Origin of the sequence: Alteromonas sp. 38, from assembly GCF_902506055.1 — a bacterium.
Lineage (GTDB): Bacteria > Pseudomonadota > Gammaproteobacteria > Enterobacterales > Alteromonadaceae > Alteromonas > Alteromonas lipotrueae.
In genome coordinates this window covers 66,641-82,757 of sequence record NZ_LR733300.1, presented here as the reverse complement: position 1 = coordinate 82,757, position 16,117 = coordinate 66,641, and the positions used below count along the sequence as shown (strand labels likewise).

The following is a 16,117-nucleotide window of genomic DNA, read 5'->3' as shown; positions in this document are numbered from 1 at the left end:
GTCATGCGTATTGCAAGCACACTCATGTCGCAAGATTTATCGAATATAGCGCTTTCTATTCAAAGTAAAACCAACAAGCACGTAGAGCAAGCGTTAGGTAAAACCAACCGCAATTTAGATGATTTTATGGCGCTAATATCGCCTGCTGCCACGCCTTATGTAGAGGAGATGGCCGCGCAGTCACAAATGCTAACCCGCGCCCGATTCGGCAATACCATGGGGTTATTTGTACCGCTATATCTTGCCAACTTGTGTGCGAACGAATGTACTTACTGCGGCTTCACCATGAGTAACAAAATAAAGCGTACGGTGCTGAATTTGAGCCAAATAGAAACCGAGATAGACGCTATTACCGATATGGGGTTTTCACAAGTATTGCTGGTAACAGGCGAGCACGAGCAAAAGGTAGGCATGTCTTATTTTAGTGAAGTGCTACCGGCAATCAGGGCTAAAGTGAGCAACGTAATGATGGAAGTGCAACCGTTGCCACAAAAAGACTATGAAACCTTAAAGACCCTAGGGGTGGATGCGGTACTGGTTTACCAAGAAACCTATCATCCTCAAGCGTACGCGCGATACCATACCCGAGGCAAAAAGCAGGATTTCTTATGGCGTTTACAGACCAGCGATCGTATTGGCGCAGCAGGTATCGATAAAATAGGCATTGGTGCCTTATTAGGGTTAGGTGATTGGCGTACCGATAGTGTAATGACAGCCCTGCACGGGCAGCTTGTTCAGCAGCATTACTGGCGAAGTCGGGTGGCTATTTCTTTCCCGCGATTACGACAGTGCGAAGGCAACACCAACGATTCCGCTAATTTATTAACCCAACAATTTCCTAACGAAACGCAGTTACTGCAATTGATTTGTGCTCACCGCTTGTTTAACCCACAAGCTGAACTATCACTCTCAACCCGTGAATCGGCGCGTTTTCGCGATGGTGTGTTACCACTTGGTATAACGTCTATGTCAGCAGGGTCACAAACGCAACCAGGCGGTTATAGTGCGCCTTCAGAAGCGCTTAACCAGTTTGATATAGATGACACCCGCGCCGTAAATTTGGTAGCCGCCGCCATTGAAGCAAAAGGATTAGAGCCGGTATGGAAAGATTGGATGGCTTTTAGTTAGCCATTCAATAAATATCTTTTTTTAGTCACACACTTTCGCCTGTTTCAGTGTACCTCAAGGTTGCACTGTTCAGGGTAACAGCATGCAGTGCGATGCCAAGCGAGGCACTCCCAGAGCTGCTCCTCACAGTAAGCGCCCTTCTGGTGGTCGACCTCCTGGTGACGCATCTTAGTAGAAAAAGTGCATTAGATTTTCTAACGTGAAAATTTAATAAATGTTTTTTGCGTTATGGCCATTTTGGCTCTACAATCCGCGCAAATTTTAGCCAAACCATTTGTACCACTAAATACCTGTTTGGCTTTCTTCGCAGCCGTTGTTAACGGCGAATGCAATCTTAGCTTTTTTAAAACATAGCCGCCTAAAGTAGGACAAGTCGTTGGACACTGTAGAATTTATTCAAATTCGGAGATTTATTGTAAAGCTTGGCAAAATGCTGCATAAATACGGCACGCCTGCTTTCCGACTAGAAGCTTACTTATTAGAAGTTGCCAGCTACTTAGGCGTGCACGCTTCATTTATCTCCACGCCCACTTCATTAACTTTTGTTATTTGGAGTGACAGACATGAAGACGAATACAACCATGCCTCACGCCTACTTCCAGGCGACTTAGACATGAACGCGTTATCGCTTACCGACGAGCTTGCAGGCTCATTACTAAACGGTGAGCTTACCCTAGCAGCAGCCGATAAACGCCTTGATGAAATTGATGCTATGGGTAGCCCGTATGGTAAGTGGCTAACTGGCGGCGCGTTCGGTATGGCTACCAGCGCATTTGCTATGCTAATGGGTGCGAGTTGGGCTGAAATCGGTTGGTCGGGTTTGTTAGGCTTGCTTGCCTACGTGTGGACATTATGGTCGCAGCGCTCTAAGCGGATTAACTTAATGCTTGAACCCGCCACCGCTTTTATTGCTGCTCTACTCGCGTGTGCTATTGGTACTTACATCGACCCAGGTATTAACATTCCTCTTATTGTACTTTCCTCGGTGATAGTATTTGTTCCCGGGCTTGCACTTACCATGGGGTTGGCCGAGCTTTCGTCCCGCAATATGGTATCGGGCACGGCCCGCACCATGGACGCTGTAATGCAGTTGTTTAAGCTTTATTTCGGTGCTTTTTTAGGAGTATCAGCAGGCTTTAGTTTATTTGGCGAGAACGTATATCAACCGGCCGAATCTTTGCCCTATTGGGCAACGTGGTTATCGGTATTTCTATTATGTTTAGCGCTAGTGGCAATTTTTCGCACCCGGGTGAAACATATTCCATGGGCGATGGCGGCGGCCTTTATTGCCTACAGTGCCACGGCGTGGAGTGCTGATTACATGAGCCCAGGGTTAGGCGCATTCGTGGGTGCCTTCGCCCTAGGACTTTTTGCCAATGCTTTCACCCGCATTGCAAATCAGCCTGCTACCATTGTGGCTATGCATGGGCTAATTGTATTGGTGCCGGGATCTAAAACTTATATTGGGTTGAACTCGTTTATTTCGGGGCAAGACTTTGTACAAGCCGATCACTTAGGCCAAGAAGTGTTCTTGATCTTTATGTCGCTAGTAGCAGGGCTTATTTTTGCCAACGTTGTGATGCCAACTAAAAAAGCCCTTTAGCTTATGGTAGCTGAGCACGACTGATCGAATTTTCGCTTCGTGTCCATACTCTTAAAATGATCATATAAAAATAACAGCGTTATAAATAACGCTGTTATTTACTTTTATTTCAATAGCTTCATTAACGCCTTTCCTAAACGCACATTTAGCGCTCCCGCAGCGACGGCTTCAGCGGAGTTTTCCATAAATTTTGCACTTAACGAGCCACCAATTTGATTGGCGACTTCGTCAGTAGCCAAATCGAAAACGCCCTGCGCAGCAATATTTTGTGCTAATACGCCGAGTAGTTTCCAATTGCCTATGGTGCCTGGTCGAAGGCCATAAATTTTGGCCATGCGTCTTATGGTACGAAAGCTTATCCACATCACCGCAAAGGTTTGAATTAAGTTATTCGGGCTAATAAACGCCAGGCTTCCTGCGGTAATCGATTCTTTGTTTAGCACTTTCTGCGCTTTTTGCTGAACCGCGTTTAACACCGTATCGTGATACAGCCCAAGTCGCTCTTTGGCAGACATATCATTATGTAACTGGTTTTGGTAAATAGCGAAACAATGCGCAGCATAAGACGATGAGGTAAAAAGGCTACCATGGCGTTTGAGTACCTTATCAACGGTCTCAATGCTGTCTTCACCCGTTAACGATGCAATAGTTTGCCCATCATCAATGGCCTTATTAATTTGCTTATAACCTCGCCATTCTCGAAAGCTTAAATAACTGAAACAGGCTACAAACCCGCTAAGCATTGCTGCCAAAGCAGTGCTAGCAATAGGGTGCTCGGCCACGCTTGCGGTAAGCGTGGTGTAGGCATCGAAAACGAAGAAGCCAATAATGGAAAGTACACCTAGCCCCAAGGTTAATCCACCAGTAGAAATACGCGCTTTTGCGCTGTCCATTTGCCATTCGTTGGTTTCAGTTTTTGCGGGCATCGCTGTATCGGGTGGCGTAATATCTAGACGCTGCTGTACCACTTTGGGGCGATAGGCGGGCCCAGCTGCACTTGCTGGTTTCTCGGTATTTTTGTCCATCGAGCGTTGTTCATCCATCGAGTTTTGTTCGTTCATCGCGCTTGGCTTATTCATTGGAAACTCCTTCGGCCAACAAGAATTGGAGTAATCTGTCCAACCCTCTGCCGGATAGTATTCGCGCCATATAATCTTGGGGCACTTGGGTGTTCAATACAGGAAAGTGTGCATCTGCTTCCATGGCTTTAAGTGAAGCAGGTATAGGTTCAAATGCTGCTTCTACGTAACCATTTTCGGTATCTTGATAACGCAATGCGTTCGGCGAGCTACCTTCATCAGTCACTTGTATTGCCGATACTAAAAAATGCTCAAACTGAATGGGTTTATCAACAAAACGGGCTCTGGCACCTTCGGTAACCTGCTTGAGTAACGATAGCAAGTTTTCACGTTCAGACACCGGAATTAAATCAGCTTTTGTGGCCACAAAAGCCACTCTTCCAATAGCTTCTTTGCGCATAACATTGCGGGCAAACCACCCTGTTTGGCCGTACACAAAGGTGTCGGCCAAATGACTGAGTGTTTCTTTTAACTGATACAAATGCTGGCGGCTGTGATTTAACCCCTCGAATAAATCCACCAAAATAATTTGTTTGTCCGTTTCCCGGAACACAGACTGCTTTAACGGCGTTAACCAGTCTTTTTGAAACGCAGTAAAATGGCTTTCAAATGCTTTGTACCAAGGATGAGATACATCGCTGGTAATACTCGACGGTAACGGCGCAAACCCTAGCTGCTGCCAATCAAAATCACTTGAATCTAATAAAAAACTGCCAGGTTGTAGTAGGGATATACCATTTTTTTTCGCTATCACTAAATAGTGTCGATAGGCACTTACAAGTTCATTAATATTGTCTTGAGTAGGTGATTGCTCGAAGTCAAAGGCATTCACAACGACCTTCCACTCATTCGCAAAATGCTGTTGGGGGCCGCTGCTTAACTGTGCCCACGCAGAATCAGACCACTGGGCGTAGGTTTTACCTAGCATGGGAATATCAGTTATCCACTCCCCTGGGTAGTCGATAAACTCAAAAACAATATCGGTATGGGGTAGCACGTGGCGCTTAATACTGGTGGTTTGTGTTAACCGCACGATAAGCTTAAAACCATAAGCTTCTTCCGTAGCGGCAGGCCAGCGGCCCTCAGCCAGTGAAGCCATGTTCTCATCAAGAGGAAATGGCTTGTACCCGTCTATGGGTTCAATCCGCATGAACTCAACCTGTGAAGGCGGAAGGTATCGCAACAAAGGCATACAAGCATAACCCTCTTCGCTACGACTTTTCAGCATGGTCATTAAGCTGGTAAACAACATGGATTTGCCACTTCGGCTTAAGCCGGTAATGGTAAACCTATGGGTTTCTTTACTGAAGATATCAGACAGGGTTTCCCCTGATGCAGACGCGGCTGAGCGCACCTTATCAAGTAAAGAAGACAAACTGTTTTGCATGAGCCACCCGTTTCCTTTTAGTTGCACTTAAACATACGTGCTTCTACATAATGTGGTCATTAATTGATGTAAGACAAGCATATTGCACGTTTTGTTACAACTTCCACCATTTCGCCGTACTCTATATTGACCATAATATGATGCACTGATACATAAGATTGTGTGCATATGAATATTTACTTACTTTGTGCTTAGTCTTTACCGTTAATAGTAAAAAGGATGATCAAATGAGCAAGTCGTACCCTGATATAACTAAACGCATTTCGGATAACATGAAGTCGCTTCGTGCTGGCATACCCGACACCATGCAAGGGTTTTCAGCCATGGCGAAAGCCGCGACTCAAGACGGCGCGCTAGATAAAAAGACCAAAGAGCTGATTGCATTGGCCATTGGTATTTCAACACGGTGCGACGGCTGTATTGGCTTTCACGTAAAAGCACTGGTCGATTTAGGGGTAACGAAAGAAGAGTTAGAAGAAACCCTAGGAATGGCCATTTATATGGGTGGCGGCCCCTCGCTGATGTACGCTGCTGATGCCATGTTAGCCTACGAGCAATTTACCAAGGAGTAATATGCTTTAGCCGAATATCGCAAACTGAAGCATTTACGAAATGGGCTGGCACGACAATCCCTTTCGCACTTCACTGTCGTAAAATGCACTAGTGCTTAGCGGTTTTGCCAAACAGCTTTCGATTTATACGGTTTTTGGCTGAATGCCAGTGATTCTTGGGCAGGGTAGGCGCGTTCTCGATAACGTGATCAAAAGGAATATCAGCCAACTGTACCGGTGCAACATGGGCGCAAAAAATAGTTTCTATAGACGACTGCGCAATACGTTGTAGCGACTTTCGATATTGATTTGGGTGGCATAAGGGGTAAGGTGGTACTAACTCACCTTTTACTTTTACCAATAAATCGGCCACGTACGCTTGCCGCGTAGGTTCGTGCATAATGGTAAGATCGTGGTCAGTGTGCCCCGGAGAATAAAGTACCTTCCACTCGTTAAAAAAGGGCAGATTTTGCTCGTCTTCCAGCAAGATATCAGCCCGCAATACAGGGTTATACCAAATAGACTCACGCTGCTTACCTATGCGGTTTGCTACCCACCACGTCAGGCCCAAATCAATGGCGTGGGCTGCTCTGCCCATTAAGCCAGCATACCAGCTTTTTGCTTTTGGGTGCGCGGCAATAGACGCCCCGGTTAACGCCTTAATTCTTGCAGCGCCACCAGCATGATCAGGGTGCATGTGCGTTACCACAATCAATTTTAGGTCGCTTAAAGGCCGATGTAAGGTCTCAGTAATAAACTGGCTCACCGTTTCTACATCGGCGCGACTACACCCATCTAATAGCAGTAAGCCATGCTCGTGCTCTGCTAGATAGATGTGTTGAATGTAGCCCGAAAGGGTATGGATCTTCATTTAGATTCTCATGGCGTTGAGTTGAACGCTGTCGTTAATACTACGTGGATTGTGGGTGTGACTTATTTTTGTAGCAAAACACGCCAACAATTCGTACTGAAATACTAACAAACATTACACATAACAACCAGATCAAGCAAACAACTGTAATACCAGAGCCTTAAGCCACATTAACCCTGGCTCGCCTTCTTGATGCTGATGCCAGTACAGATGTGTTTCCAATGCGGGTAAGTTGAAGGGCAGTGCCGCGATACTTAAGTTTTCGTCAGCAAGGGCGCTGGCAATAGAGCCTGGTAAGGTTAACAGCGCGTTGGTGTTCGCGGTAACCTCTGCCGCAGCCCGATAATTTTGACAACGCCATAGCGAAGGGCGGCTGACTCCAAGTTGCTGTAGGGCAATCTCCTCTACCGAGGCCCCTTTTATTCGATTCGACACCGTAATATGCCGCGCATTTAAATAAGCCGCTGCACTTAGGCTATCACGCAAAGCATGCTGTGTATTCATTAGTACGGCGTAGTTATCACGGGTTAGCAAACAATGTTCAACTGGCGGTGAAATGGGCCGGCCAATGTCTACCACTAAATGTAAATTGCGATTACTTAGGTCGGCTACCATGGTGTCGCGATTTAATCGCGCACTCACAATTTCGACATTAGGGGCGTGAACTTCAAGCTTGGCTAGTAGTGCCGGTAAAACACTAAGCTCTAGCGACTCTTGCATAGCAATAACGAAGCGCTGATGGCTGTGAGCAGGATTAAATTCGGTAAATTCACTTAGTGCGCGGCGAATATTAGCTAACGCTTCTAGAATTTGAGGTGCTAACCGTTCGCAGGCGGCCGTAGGCAGCATATGGTTTTTTTCACGAGCAAATAGTGGGTCGCCAAGAATTTCGCGAAACCGTCGCATGGCGTGGCTAACCGCTGATGGCGTGATATGCAGCGACTCTGCGGCATGGGTCATGTTACGCTGCTGCCACAAGGCTTCAAACACTTTCAGTAAGTTTAAGTCGAGCTTTTCAAATTGCCGTTTATCTTGCATTAAGGCTTTCCCTTTAATACCTAAACCGCCCCACAACAAACTACGCTGAAAAACAGTGCTAAAGCCACCTATTGAAACCGGCTCTCAACATCACAACGCAGTGAATAGCATTCACAATACTATCGGACTAGATTTCATTTCATTCATTCTAGTAACTAAACTACGCTATAGCTATCAAATTTATTACCCACTGCTTTTAAGCTACTAGCCATTTGTTAAGCACCCGAGGATAGTCATGGATTTTTCGCATAACGATAAAACAAACGCCCTACTCGAAAAACTTGATGCATTTATTGCTGAACATATCGAGCCCATTGAAAATGAAGTTTATGATTTTCATCATAAAGAGAACCACCACGGTGATTGGAAAAAGTGGAAGCTACACCCTGGCACCGAGGCACTAAAACAAAAAGCCCGCGAGGCAGGATTGGCTAATTTATTTTTGCCCGATGCTGAGCTTGGTAAAGGACTAACCACGCTAGAATATGCGCCTATGGCTGAGCGTATGGGCAGATTTCTTTTCGCCCCTGAAATATTCAACTGTAACGCGCCAGATACGGGAAACATGGAAGTGCTTTATCACTTTGGTAACGATGCCCAAAAAGCCAAGTGGCTTACCCCATTGCTAGCAGGTGAAATACGTTCCGTGTTTGGCATGACAGAGCCTGATGTTGCCTCCTCTGACGCCACCAACATGGCAGCAACTATTATTGAAGATGGCGATGATGTAGTGATCAACGGCAAAAAGTGGTGGTCTACCGGTTTGGGGCATCCCAACGCTGCTTTCACTATATTCATGGGTTTATCTAACCCTGAAAACGACAAGCACAGCCGCCATAGTATGGTGATTGTGCCACTTGATACACCGGGAATTACTATAACCCGTATGCTCGATGCCTACGGCGATTACGATGCTCCTTACGGTCATGGTGAAATGCATTTTGATAATGTACGGGTAAGCAAAGAAAACCTGGTAATGGGTTTAGGCAAAGGCTTTGCTATAGCTCAAGGGCGCTTAGGGCCTGGCCGTATTCACCATTGTATGCGCGCTATCGGCATGGCTGAAAAATCACTTGAACTTGCCCTTAAGCGTGGGCACGAACGTGTCGCGTTTGGTAAGCCTATTATCCGCTTAGGCGGTAATTTAGAGCGAGTTGCTGAAGCTCGAATGGCCATAGAGCAAGCAAGGCTATTAACCCTTCATGCGGCATGGAAGATAGATAACCTTGGGGTGAAGCACGCCATGACAGAAATATCTGCCATTAAAGTGGTGGTGCCAAACATGCTGCAATCGGTCGTAGACATGGCACTGCAAATTCATGGTGGTGCTGGCATGTGTAGCGACTTCCCATTAGCACGCTTTGCCGCAGGCGCTCGTGCACTACGATTAGCCGATGGCCCTGATGAAGTGCATAAAGGCATGGTATCGCGCATAGAACTTAGAAAGTATCAATAGAACAGCCTTGAGCTAATAGACAGCCTTGAGCGAACAGAAAGCCCTGAGCGGGTAGACAGCCCTGAGCGAACAGAAAGCCTTGAGCGTTTATAAATAACCTTGAGCATTAAACAAAAAAGAGGCCTACTTTTCTAAGTAGGCCTCTTTTTCTTATTCACTCTTCAGTATTAGGTGTTCAAAAGAATGCTATTTACGCTACTCGCTGTCTTCATTCAAACGACTATGAATGAACTCAAGTTTGGCAAAACTTTTGTTTAACTCAGGGTTCGTCATGACTAACGCCGCCACGTGCTCATAGCTTTCTTCGCGGGTTTGCTTGGTTAAAAATCGAATCATGTCATCGCTAGGTAACCTATTTAAATCAATCCCTGTGCCAGTAGACATGGCTTGAATATACATTGCTCGCGCAGTTTTAACATACCGGGGCTCACAGGTTTTTCTGGCAATTTTACTGCCTATAGGCCGATGGTAAGAACAGAGCACGTCAAACTTCGCCACTTCATTTATTTCGTGATACATATCCAAGAAATCAAATTTAGCTTTATCGAATTCACGCTGTAATTGCGGCTTTGTTTTTTGTCCAAGCACTTCAAACTGCTCATACTGTCGAGTTTTATCATGCTGCGCAAACACTGCACTACTAAACAGTAAGGTAACGACTGTGAACAAACCTGTTAGGTACTTCACGGGGGCGCTAGATACAGCGGGAATGGTGTATGCCTTCATCATGTATTCCTTTATTGATGCGTTAAACTTAACTTAGCATATGTGCAATTTATAGGCAAAAACAATGATTACTGTGCCTTCTACTACCGCTTGGGCTCGCGCCTTTCTTGGCAATACCTTCTTTTTTAGGCCATGCTACCCACGGTGCTTTTGAATCTGCGTAGGGCAATATAATACAGTACGCCCCCAATGAGCGTTAAGGCGATAAGTTGGGGGTACACCACACTCAGTCCCGCCCCTCGGTATAGCACCCCTTGCGACGCCATAACAAAGTGCGTGTTTGGCGCAAGCAACATAATGTACTGAATCATTTCAGGCATACTTTCTCTTGGTGTTACACCACCAGACAGCAACTGAAGCGGTAATAATACTAGAATAAGCAAAAGCCCAAACTGAGGCATAGAGCGGGCAATGGTTGCCATGAATATGCCTAAACTACTCACCGCAAACAGGTGAATGGCCACCGCCAGCATAAATAACCACACGTCGCCATTAATGGGAATACCCAGCACGTATTGAATCACTAAATACACAGACATAAGTGTAGCAAGCCATACCACCAGCAAGGTGGCAGCAATTTTCGATAACATAATTTCACTGCTTGATACCGGCATTGCCAATAAGTGCTCTACTGTACCCCGCTCTTTTTCTCGAATGAGCGCCGCGCCCGATAAAATAATGGCAATCATGGTCACCGCATTAATTAGCTCCATAACCGAGCCAAACCAAAAACTTTCCAGTGCAGGGTTAAACCTTGCGCGCATCACTAAACCCACAGGATAACGGGTTTCGTATTTGTAGCCAGCAACAAAAGCAGACACCTCCTCACCAATAATTTCTGTAATATAACCATTACCCGTAAAGGCTTGGCTAATGCGCGTGGCATCTACGTTAACTTGCACATCAGGCACTAAGCCTTTCATTACGTCTTTTTCAAAAGACGGTGGTATCGTCACCACAAAGGTGTATTTTCCCGTGTCTAAACTGGGGTTAACCTCTTGCTCGGTAATAATCTCTGGGGTTAAAAAATACGGTGGCACAAAGCCGTCTATTACCCGATGAGAAAGCTGCGAACGGTCGTGATCCACAAACGCGATAGGCGCATTATGCAGCGACTCAGGCACAGCGGTAGCCGCTGTGTAAATGTTTAAGGTGAAAACATAAAATATGAGCACCAACATTACAGGGTCGCGCCACAAGCTCCACAGTTCTTTTACGCTAAGATGCAATACATTCTTCAGCTTCATGACTTAGCGTTCCTGTTTCTTAAGTAGTACGACTGACAACCACAACGTAATTGGAATACCAATAGCAATGACATAAACCGCAAAATCTAATGTGCCGAAACCCAATCCTTTGCTAAATATTCCCCTACTAGCCAACAAGAAATAGCTTACAGGATGTATCTCACCAATTATCTTCCCGGCTCCTTCTAAAGCGGAAACGGGCGTGATCATACCGGCAAATTGCACTGCTGGTACCATAGTACCTATGGTAGTCAGCAAAATTGCGGCAATTTGGCTATTGGTAAATACAGACGCCAATAAGCCAAAGCTGGTAGAAAATGTCACAAACAGTAAAGCGATAATGGAAAACGCGAAGACATCGCCTTTAAGCGGTACATTAAAAAAGTACACCGCCATGAGCACTAACAAGACAAAGCTGGCAAATGAAGTCGCTATATAAGGCAGCTGCTTACCCAGTAAAAATTCGAGTTTTGTCACTGGGGTAACGTACAAATTAATAATTGAGCCTAGCTCCTTTTCTCTCACTACCGCCAATGAAGTAAGTAACGCTGGAATCATTAACAGCAACATAGGAATAACGGCAGGAACAATAGCCACCAAACTTTTAATATCGGGGTTATATAAATAGCGAGACTGCACACTGATAAGTGATGTAGACGCAGTGGTACTGGTTTGAGCGGCTTGTTCTAGCAACCAGGTAACGTGAATTCCTTCCACATACCCTTCAATCGTTTCCGCCCGTGAAGGCATCGAACCATCTATCCAAGCGCCAATTTCTACGTCTTCACCTTTATGTAACTTTTGTCCAAAGTCGGGCGGAATTTCAATCGCGAGCGACAACTCACCACTTTTCATTCGCCGGTCCATATCTTCGTAACTGGTAATGTCGGGTTGAGTTAAGAAATACCGCGAACCAGCGAGGCTATTAGTGTATTGCTCGCTAATCGCCGACTTGTCACGGTCGAACACCGCATACTGTAAGTCTTCTACATCCATGGTTATGCCGTAACCAATAACCACCATCAGCACCATTGAGCCTAAAAACGCCATGGTCAGGCGAATAGGGTCGCGGATTAGTTCCAGCGTTTCTCGAGTGGCGTAACTCAAAAGACGCTGAAGCGACATTTTATAGCGGATTGCTTGCTTTGCAGCCATTGGGGCATGCGCTGGTTTTGACTGAATCTCCTGCTTAGTCTCTTCTTCGGAAGTTTCACCATTCGCTGTGCGTTTTGTATCTTTATTAGCCTGAGCAGCTTCTAAGTAAGCAATAAAAGCATCTTCTAACGTTGTCGCCTTTTTATGCGCAATAATGGTAGCGGGGGAATCAGTGACCAACACTTTTCCCGCATGCATAAGTGAAATACGATCGCACCTAGCCGCTTCATTCATAAAGTGCGTGGAAATAAAAATAGTGACGCCGTCTGCTCTGGCTAAGGTGATAAGCAAGCGCCAAAAGTTGTCTCTGGCCACGGGGTCGACCCCAGATGTGGGCTCATCCAGTATGAGCACTTCAGGTTTATGTACCATCGCGACCGCCAGCGACAATCGTTGCCGTAGCCCCAACGGCAGAGATGCAGGTAGGGCGTCTTTGTGCTGGCTCAATGAAAAGCGTGCTAGCATCTCTGCTACACGCTGCTCACGCTGCGCGTCTGGCACCATAAATAAGCGTGCATGTAACACTAAATTTTGTTCTACCGAAAGCTCGTTATAGAGAGAAAACCCTTGTGACATATAACCCACGCGATAGCGCGTGGCGATATCATTAGGATCGAGCACACTGCCCAACATCCATGCTTCACCAGAGGTTTGTGGTAGAAGGCCCGTCAGCATTTTCATGGTGGTAGATTTACCGCAGCCGTTCGATCCCAGAAAACCGAATATCTCCCCTTTTTTGATAGAAAAGCTCACGTTATCTACTGCGGTAAAATCACCAAATTTCATGGTGAGGCGCTTGGCTTCTATTGCAATAGGAGCATTCGCATTATCATCAATAGGGGTAATCACCACCGGTAAATGTGAACGCCTTATCTTTTCAGGCAACAAAGCAATAAAGGCCGATTCTAGGTTAGTGGCGTTTGTTTTCGCCAATAGTTCGTCTGGCGTCCCTGTAGCCAGCACCTTTCCATCGTTCATGGCAATTAAATGCTCAAATTGTTGCGCTTCATCCATGTAAGCCGTGGCAACCAGAACGGTTAAGTCGGACTGCTCTTTATAAGAGCCACCTTTGCGAATATCGGCAATTAGTCGCCAAAACTGACTACGAGCTAGGGGGTCTACGCCGGTAGTAGGCTCGTCTAAAATTAACAGTTTAGGATCATGAATAAGGGCGCAGCACAAACCCAACTTCTGTTTCATCCCACCAGATAGCTTGCCCGCAGGACGAGACAGGAAAGGATATAACCCCGTACGCTTAGTGAGGTTATCGATGCGTTTACGGCGCTCGGCACGCCCATGGCCAAATAGCTTAGCAAAAAATTGTAAGTTTTCTTCCACCGACAACGTGGGGTACAAATTCTTCCCCAACCCCTGAGGCATGTACGCAATGTCAGCGCAGATAGCTTCACGATGAGAGCGTTCGCTAATATCACCGTTAAGCACATTTAGCTTACCTTGCTGCAATACTCGCTCACCAGCAATAAGCGATAACAAGGTAGACTTTCCGACGCCATCAGGACCAATGAAACCCACGGTGGCACCCCGAGGAATTCGAAGTGATATATCTGCGATTGCGGTAGTTGATTTGTAATGAACCGTCAGACCTTCACAGGTAATGACGTCACTCATAGCGCAACCAACTCAGGCATATCACTAGGCCATGCAGCACTGTCATCTAGCTTTACCCATACCACGCCAGGCAACCCTGTTTTCACTTTCTCGATATACTTTTGCAGCAGATCTTTAGGGATTTGTGCTTTTACCCTAAACATCAATTTTTCTCTTTCACTTTCGGTTTCTACCGAACGAGGCGTAAATTGTGCAACATCTGCTACATAAGAAATATTGGCGGGAATTGATACGTCAGGTGCAGCATCTAAAACAATTCGCGCATCTGAACCAATGGACAATCGGCCAACTTGCGTTGCAGGCAAATAAAAGGTCATATAAACGTTGGTCAAATCGACTAGACTAAGCACTCTTCCTCCGGCAGCAACCACTTCGCCTGGCTGAACAACCCGATATTGAATACGCCCGTTGCGTGGTGCTTTTAATAGCATATCGTCGATTTCAGATTCTATTTGCGCGATGGTGGCATCGCTCGCCGTAACCGCAGCTTTAGCGGACAAATACTGAGACTTTGAAGCTTCAATGGTCGCATCTGCTGCCGCTAATCTGGCCGATGCAGCATTAACCGCAGCCTTGGCACTTTCTACGGTAGTAAGGTTATCTTCAGCCAATTGCTTAGACACTGCGCCGGTTTTTGATAATTCGTTGGTTCGACGGGCATGGGCTTGTGCGGCTTTTAACTCTGCTTCTGTTTGTATTAGCGCCGCCTGCAGCGCAACTTTTTCGCTTTCACGTTGCGCAATAGCCATATCTGCTGCGGCAACTGCACTTTGCGCCTGAACTCGCTGGGCATTAGCTTGGCGAAGTTGGCCGCGAATAGTCGTGGTATCTAGTTTAGCAACCAACATTCCCGCTTCTACTTGCTCGCCTTCATCCACAAAAATTTCTTCGACTCGACCAGCCACTTTCGCAGAAATGCCAATTTCGATGGCTTCAATACGACCATTACTTGAGGCCACGCCCTCTGGTTCGGTGCTACCGAAGAAAGCTCGAAAGCCAAGCACGACTAATACAATCAACAGAAAAACTAAAACAAAAGGCGTCTTTTTTACTGTTTTCACGGCGTGTATCCTTTGTGAATAAATTCGTTGCAAGAATGAGGGAAGCGCTGCTGTACGGGGAAACGCACAAACATCCATGATGAATTATTGTACGTTTTTGGCTAACTACATCTTTGTTCTACATCAACAAACAGTCACGTTAGATATTTATTTTCATGAATGGAAGAAGAAAGAAGAATAAGGCTACGTAAAAAAGATTGGCAAAATAGATGAAAATCACCTTTCACCTATTTTGCATTATTCGTGGAGATGTTTTTAGGTATTGGGCCGGTTGTTACAGTGTGTTGATGATTGAAGAAAAATCAAGCGCACCATTTTCCTGGGCTTTTTCACAATACTCACGATATAACTGCGATGCTTTTTCCCCCATAGGGACATTCGCCCCAACAGCAGCAGCGCCCTGCATTGCCAAGGTTAAATCTTTCAGCATAAGCGCTGCGGCAAAACCACCCGCAAAATCATTATCGGCGGGGCTAACGGGACCCACCCCTTTTACGGGGCAGTAACTGGTCATCGACCATGTTTGCCCTGATGCATTCGAGGCAATATCGAAAAATACCTGCGGGTCTAAATCTAGCTTTTCTGCCAGCTGAAACGCTTCACAGGTAGCAATCATGCTGGCACCTAGCAGCATATTATTGCAAATTTTAGCAGACTGCCCTGCCCCACATTCTCCCGCATGAATAAATTTCTTACCCATGGCTGAAAGTACTTTTTCTGCCTGTTGGAACGCAGCGTCTTCCCCCCCCACCATAAAGGTAAGGGTGCCGTCGCCTGCAGCCTTGGTGCCGCCAGATACTGGCGCGTCTACCATAAGCAAGCCCTGCACTTTTGCCATGCCGCCCACTTCCTTGGCAGTTTCCACATCAATGGTTGAACAATCTAATAGCAAGGTGCCCGGCCTTGCATTTGGTAGCACGGTTTCTTCGTATATGCCCTTAACGTGTTTGCCAGCAGGTAACATGGTTACCACAGCATCACAGCGCTCTACTGCTTGCTTGGCTGACTCGGCTAATTCGCATCCGTTCTCTTTTGCCATGGCCATAGCATCACTACTTAAATCAAACGCCAAAACGCTAAACCCGTTTTTTACTAGGTTTTTAGCCATGCCCGAGCCCATATTACCCAGGCCAATAAACGCTATATTTTTAGTCATTATTCATTCCCCTTTAATGTGGTTGGTAAC

General features: G+C 46.0%; 13 protein-coding genes. 4 read left to right on the top strand and 9 right to left on the bottom strand.

Annotated features, from left to right (window positions below):
- The first annotated feature begins 3 nt into the window (after positions 1-3).
- A complete protein-coding gene (thiH, locus tag FLAVO9R_RS00360) occupies positions 4-1,128 on the top strand; it encodes a 2-iminoacetate synthase ThiH (protein WP_159527935.1) in 1,125 nt (374 codons plus the stop codon).
- A gap of 376 nt (positions 1,129-1,504) precedes the next feature.
- Positions 1,505-2,731, top strand: coding sequence for a threonine/serine ThrE exporter family protein (locus tag FLAVO9R_RS00355; protein ID WP_159527934.1), 1,227 nt, complete (start codon positions 1,505-1,507; stop codon positions 2,729-2,731).
- 104 nt (positions 2,732-2,835) lie between these two features.
- On the opposite strand, the gene FLAVO9R_RS00350 is transcribed toward FLAVO9R_RS00355, so the two are convergent.
- Both FLAVO9R_RS00350 and FLAVO9R_RS00345 read right to left on the bottom strand, forming a co-directional pair.
- A complete protein-coding gene (locus FLAVO9R_RS00350; protein ID WP_159527933.1) occupies positions 2,836-3,810 on the bottom strand; it encodes a DUF697 domain-containing protein in 975 nt (324 codons plus the stop codon).
- Entirely contained in the window at positions 3,803-5,197 is a 1,395-nt protein-coding gene (locus FLAVO9R_RS00345) for a YcjX family protein (protein WP_159527932.1), read from the bottom strand. The genes FLAVO9R_RS00350 and FLAVO9R_RS00345 overlap by 8 nt, the downstream gene beginning before the upstream one ends.
- Before the next feature lie 227 nt (positions 5,198-5,424).
- On the opposite strand from FLAVO9R_RS00345, the gene FLAVO9R_RS00340 reads away from it, so the two are divergent.
- A complete protein-coding gene (locus tag FLAVO9R_RS00340; RefSeq protein ID WP_159527931.1) occupies positions 5,425-5,769 on the top strand; it encodes a carboxymuconolactone decarboxylase family protein in 345 nt (114 codons plus the stop codon).
- A gap of 88 nt (positions 5,770-5,857) precedes the next feature.
- Here FLAVO9R_RS00340 and FLAVO9R_RS00335 read toward each other — a convergent pair whose 3' ends face one another.
- The gene (locus FLAVO9R_RS00335; protein WP_159527930.1) at positions 5,858-6,619 is read right to left on the bottom strand and encodes an MBL fold metallo-hydrolase; all 762 of its coding nucleotides are present in this window, start codon (positions 6,617-6,619) and stop codon (positions 5,858-5,860) included.
- 132 nt (positions 6,620-6,751) lie between these two features.
- The gene (locus tag FLAVO9R_RS00330) at positions 6,752-7,657 is read right to left on the bottom strand and encodes a LysR family transcriptional regulator (protein ID WP_126872693.1); all 906 of its coding nucleotides are present in this window, start codon (positions 7,655-7,657) and stop codon (positions 6,752-6,754) included.
- 235 nt (positions 7,658-7,892) lie between these two features.
- On the opposite strand from FLAVO9R_RS00330, the gene FLAVO9R_RS00325 reads away from it, so the two are divergent.
- Positions 7,893-9,113 carry an acyl-CoA dehydrogenase family protein gene (locus tag FLAVO9R_RS00325; RefSeq protein ID WP_013786107.1) on the top strand — a complete coding sequence of 407 codons (1,221 nt, stop codon included), beginning with the start codon at positions 7,893-7,895 and terminating at the stop codon, positions 9,111-9,113.
- A gap of 195 nt (positions 9,114-9,308) precedes the next feature.
- Here the strand turns inward: FLAVO9R_RS00325 and FLAVO9R_RS00320 are convergent, their stop codons facing one another.
- The 5 genes from FLAVO9R_RS00320 to mmsB all read right to left on the bottom strand — a co-directional run bounded on the left by FLAVO9R_RS00320 (position 9,309) and on the right by mmsB (position 16,087).
- A complete protein-coding gene (locus FLAVO9R_RS00320) occupies positions 9,309-9,839 on the bottom strand; it encodes a hypothetical protein (RefSeq protein WP_159534317.1) in 531 nt (176 codons plus the stop codon).
- Between the two features lie 125 nt (positions 9,840-9,964).
- Entirely contained in the window at positions 9,965-11,086 is a 1,122-nt protein-coding gene (locus tag FLAVO9R_RS00315; protein ID WP_159527929.1) for an ABC transporter permease, read from the bottom strand.
- Between the two features lie 3 nt (positions 11,087-11,089).
- Positions 11,090-13,870, bottom strand: a complete 2,781-nt coding sequence (rbbA, locus tag FLAVO9R_RS00310; RefSeq protein WP_159527928.1) for a ribosome-associated ATPase/putative transporter RbbA — start codon at positions 13,868-13,870, stop codon at positions 11,090-11,092.
- Complete coding sequence (locus tag FLAVO9R_RS00305; protein WP_159527927.1) at positions 13,867-14,931, bottom strand: HlyD family secretion protein; 1,065 nt, start codon at positions 14,929-14,931, stop codon at positions 13,867-13,869. The genes rbbA and FLAVO9R_RS00305 overlap by 4 nt, the downstream gene beginning before the upstream one ends.
- A 274-nt stretch (positions 14,932-15,205) precedes the next feature.
- Positions 15,206-16,087 carry a 3-hydroxyisobutyrate dehydrogenase gene (gene mmsB, locus FLAVO9R_RS00300; protein ID WP_159527926.1) on the bottom strand — a complete coding sequence of 294 codons (882 nt, stop codon included), beginning with the start codon at positions 16,085-16,087 and terminating at the stop codon, positions 15,206-15,208.
- Positions 16,088-16,117 lie beyond the last annotated feature (30 nt).

Excerpts from the sequence above, each read along its gene's own strand:
- thiH (WP_159527935.1), top strand. The coding sequence starts at position 4 with ATGCGTATTGCAAGCACACTCATGTCGCAAGATTTATCGAATATAGCG.
- FLAVO9R_RS00350 (WP_159527933.1), bottom strand. The coding sequence starts at position 3,810 with ATGAATAAGCCAAGCGCGATGAACGAACAAAACTCGATGGATGAACAA.
- FLAVO9R_RS00345 (WP_159527932.1), bottom strand. The coding sequence starts at position 5,197 with ATGCAAAACAGTTTGTCTTCTTTACTTGATAAGGTGCGCTCAGCCGCG.
- FLAVO9R_RS00340 (WP_159527931.1), top strand. The coding sequence starts at position 5,425 with ATGAGCAAGTCGTACCCTGATATAACTAAACGCATTTCGGATAACATG.
- FLAVO9R_RS00335 (WP_159527930.1), bottom strand. The coding sequence starts at position 6,619 with ATGAAGATCCATACCCTTTCGGGCTACATTCAACACATCTATCTAGCA.
- FLAVO9R_RS00330 (WP_126872693.1), bottom strand. The coding sequence starts at position 7,657 with ATGCAAGATAAACGGCAATTTGAAAAGCTCGACTTAAACTTACTGAAA.
- FLAVO9R_RS00325 (WP_013786107.1), top strand. The coding sequence starts at position 7,893 with ATGGATTTTTCGCATAACGATAAAACAAACGCCCTACTCGAAAAACTT.
- FLAVO9R_RS00320 (WP_159534317.1), bottom strand. The coding sequence starts at position 9,839 with ATGAAGGCATACACCATTCCCGCTGTATCTAGCGCCCCCGTGAAGTAC.
- FLAVO9R_RS00315 (WP_159527929.1), bottom strand. The coding sequence starts at position 11,086 with ATGAAGCTGAAGAATGTATTGCATCTTAGCGTAAAAGAACTGTGGAGC.
- rbbA (WP_159527928.1), bottom strand. The coding sequence starts at position 13,870 with ATGAGTGACGTCATTACCTGTGAAGGTCTGACGGTTCATTACAAATCA.
- mmsB (WP_159527926.1), bottom strand. The coding sequence starts at position 16,087 with ATGACTAAAAATATAGCGTTTATTGGCCTGGGTAATATGGGCTCGGGC.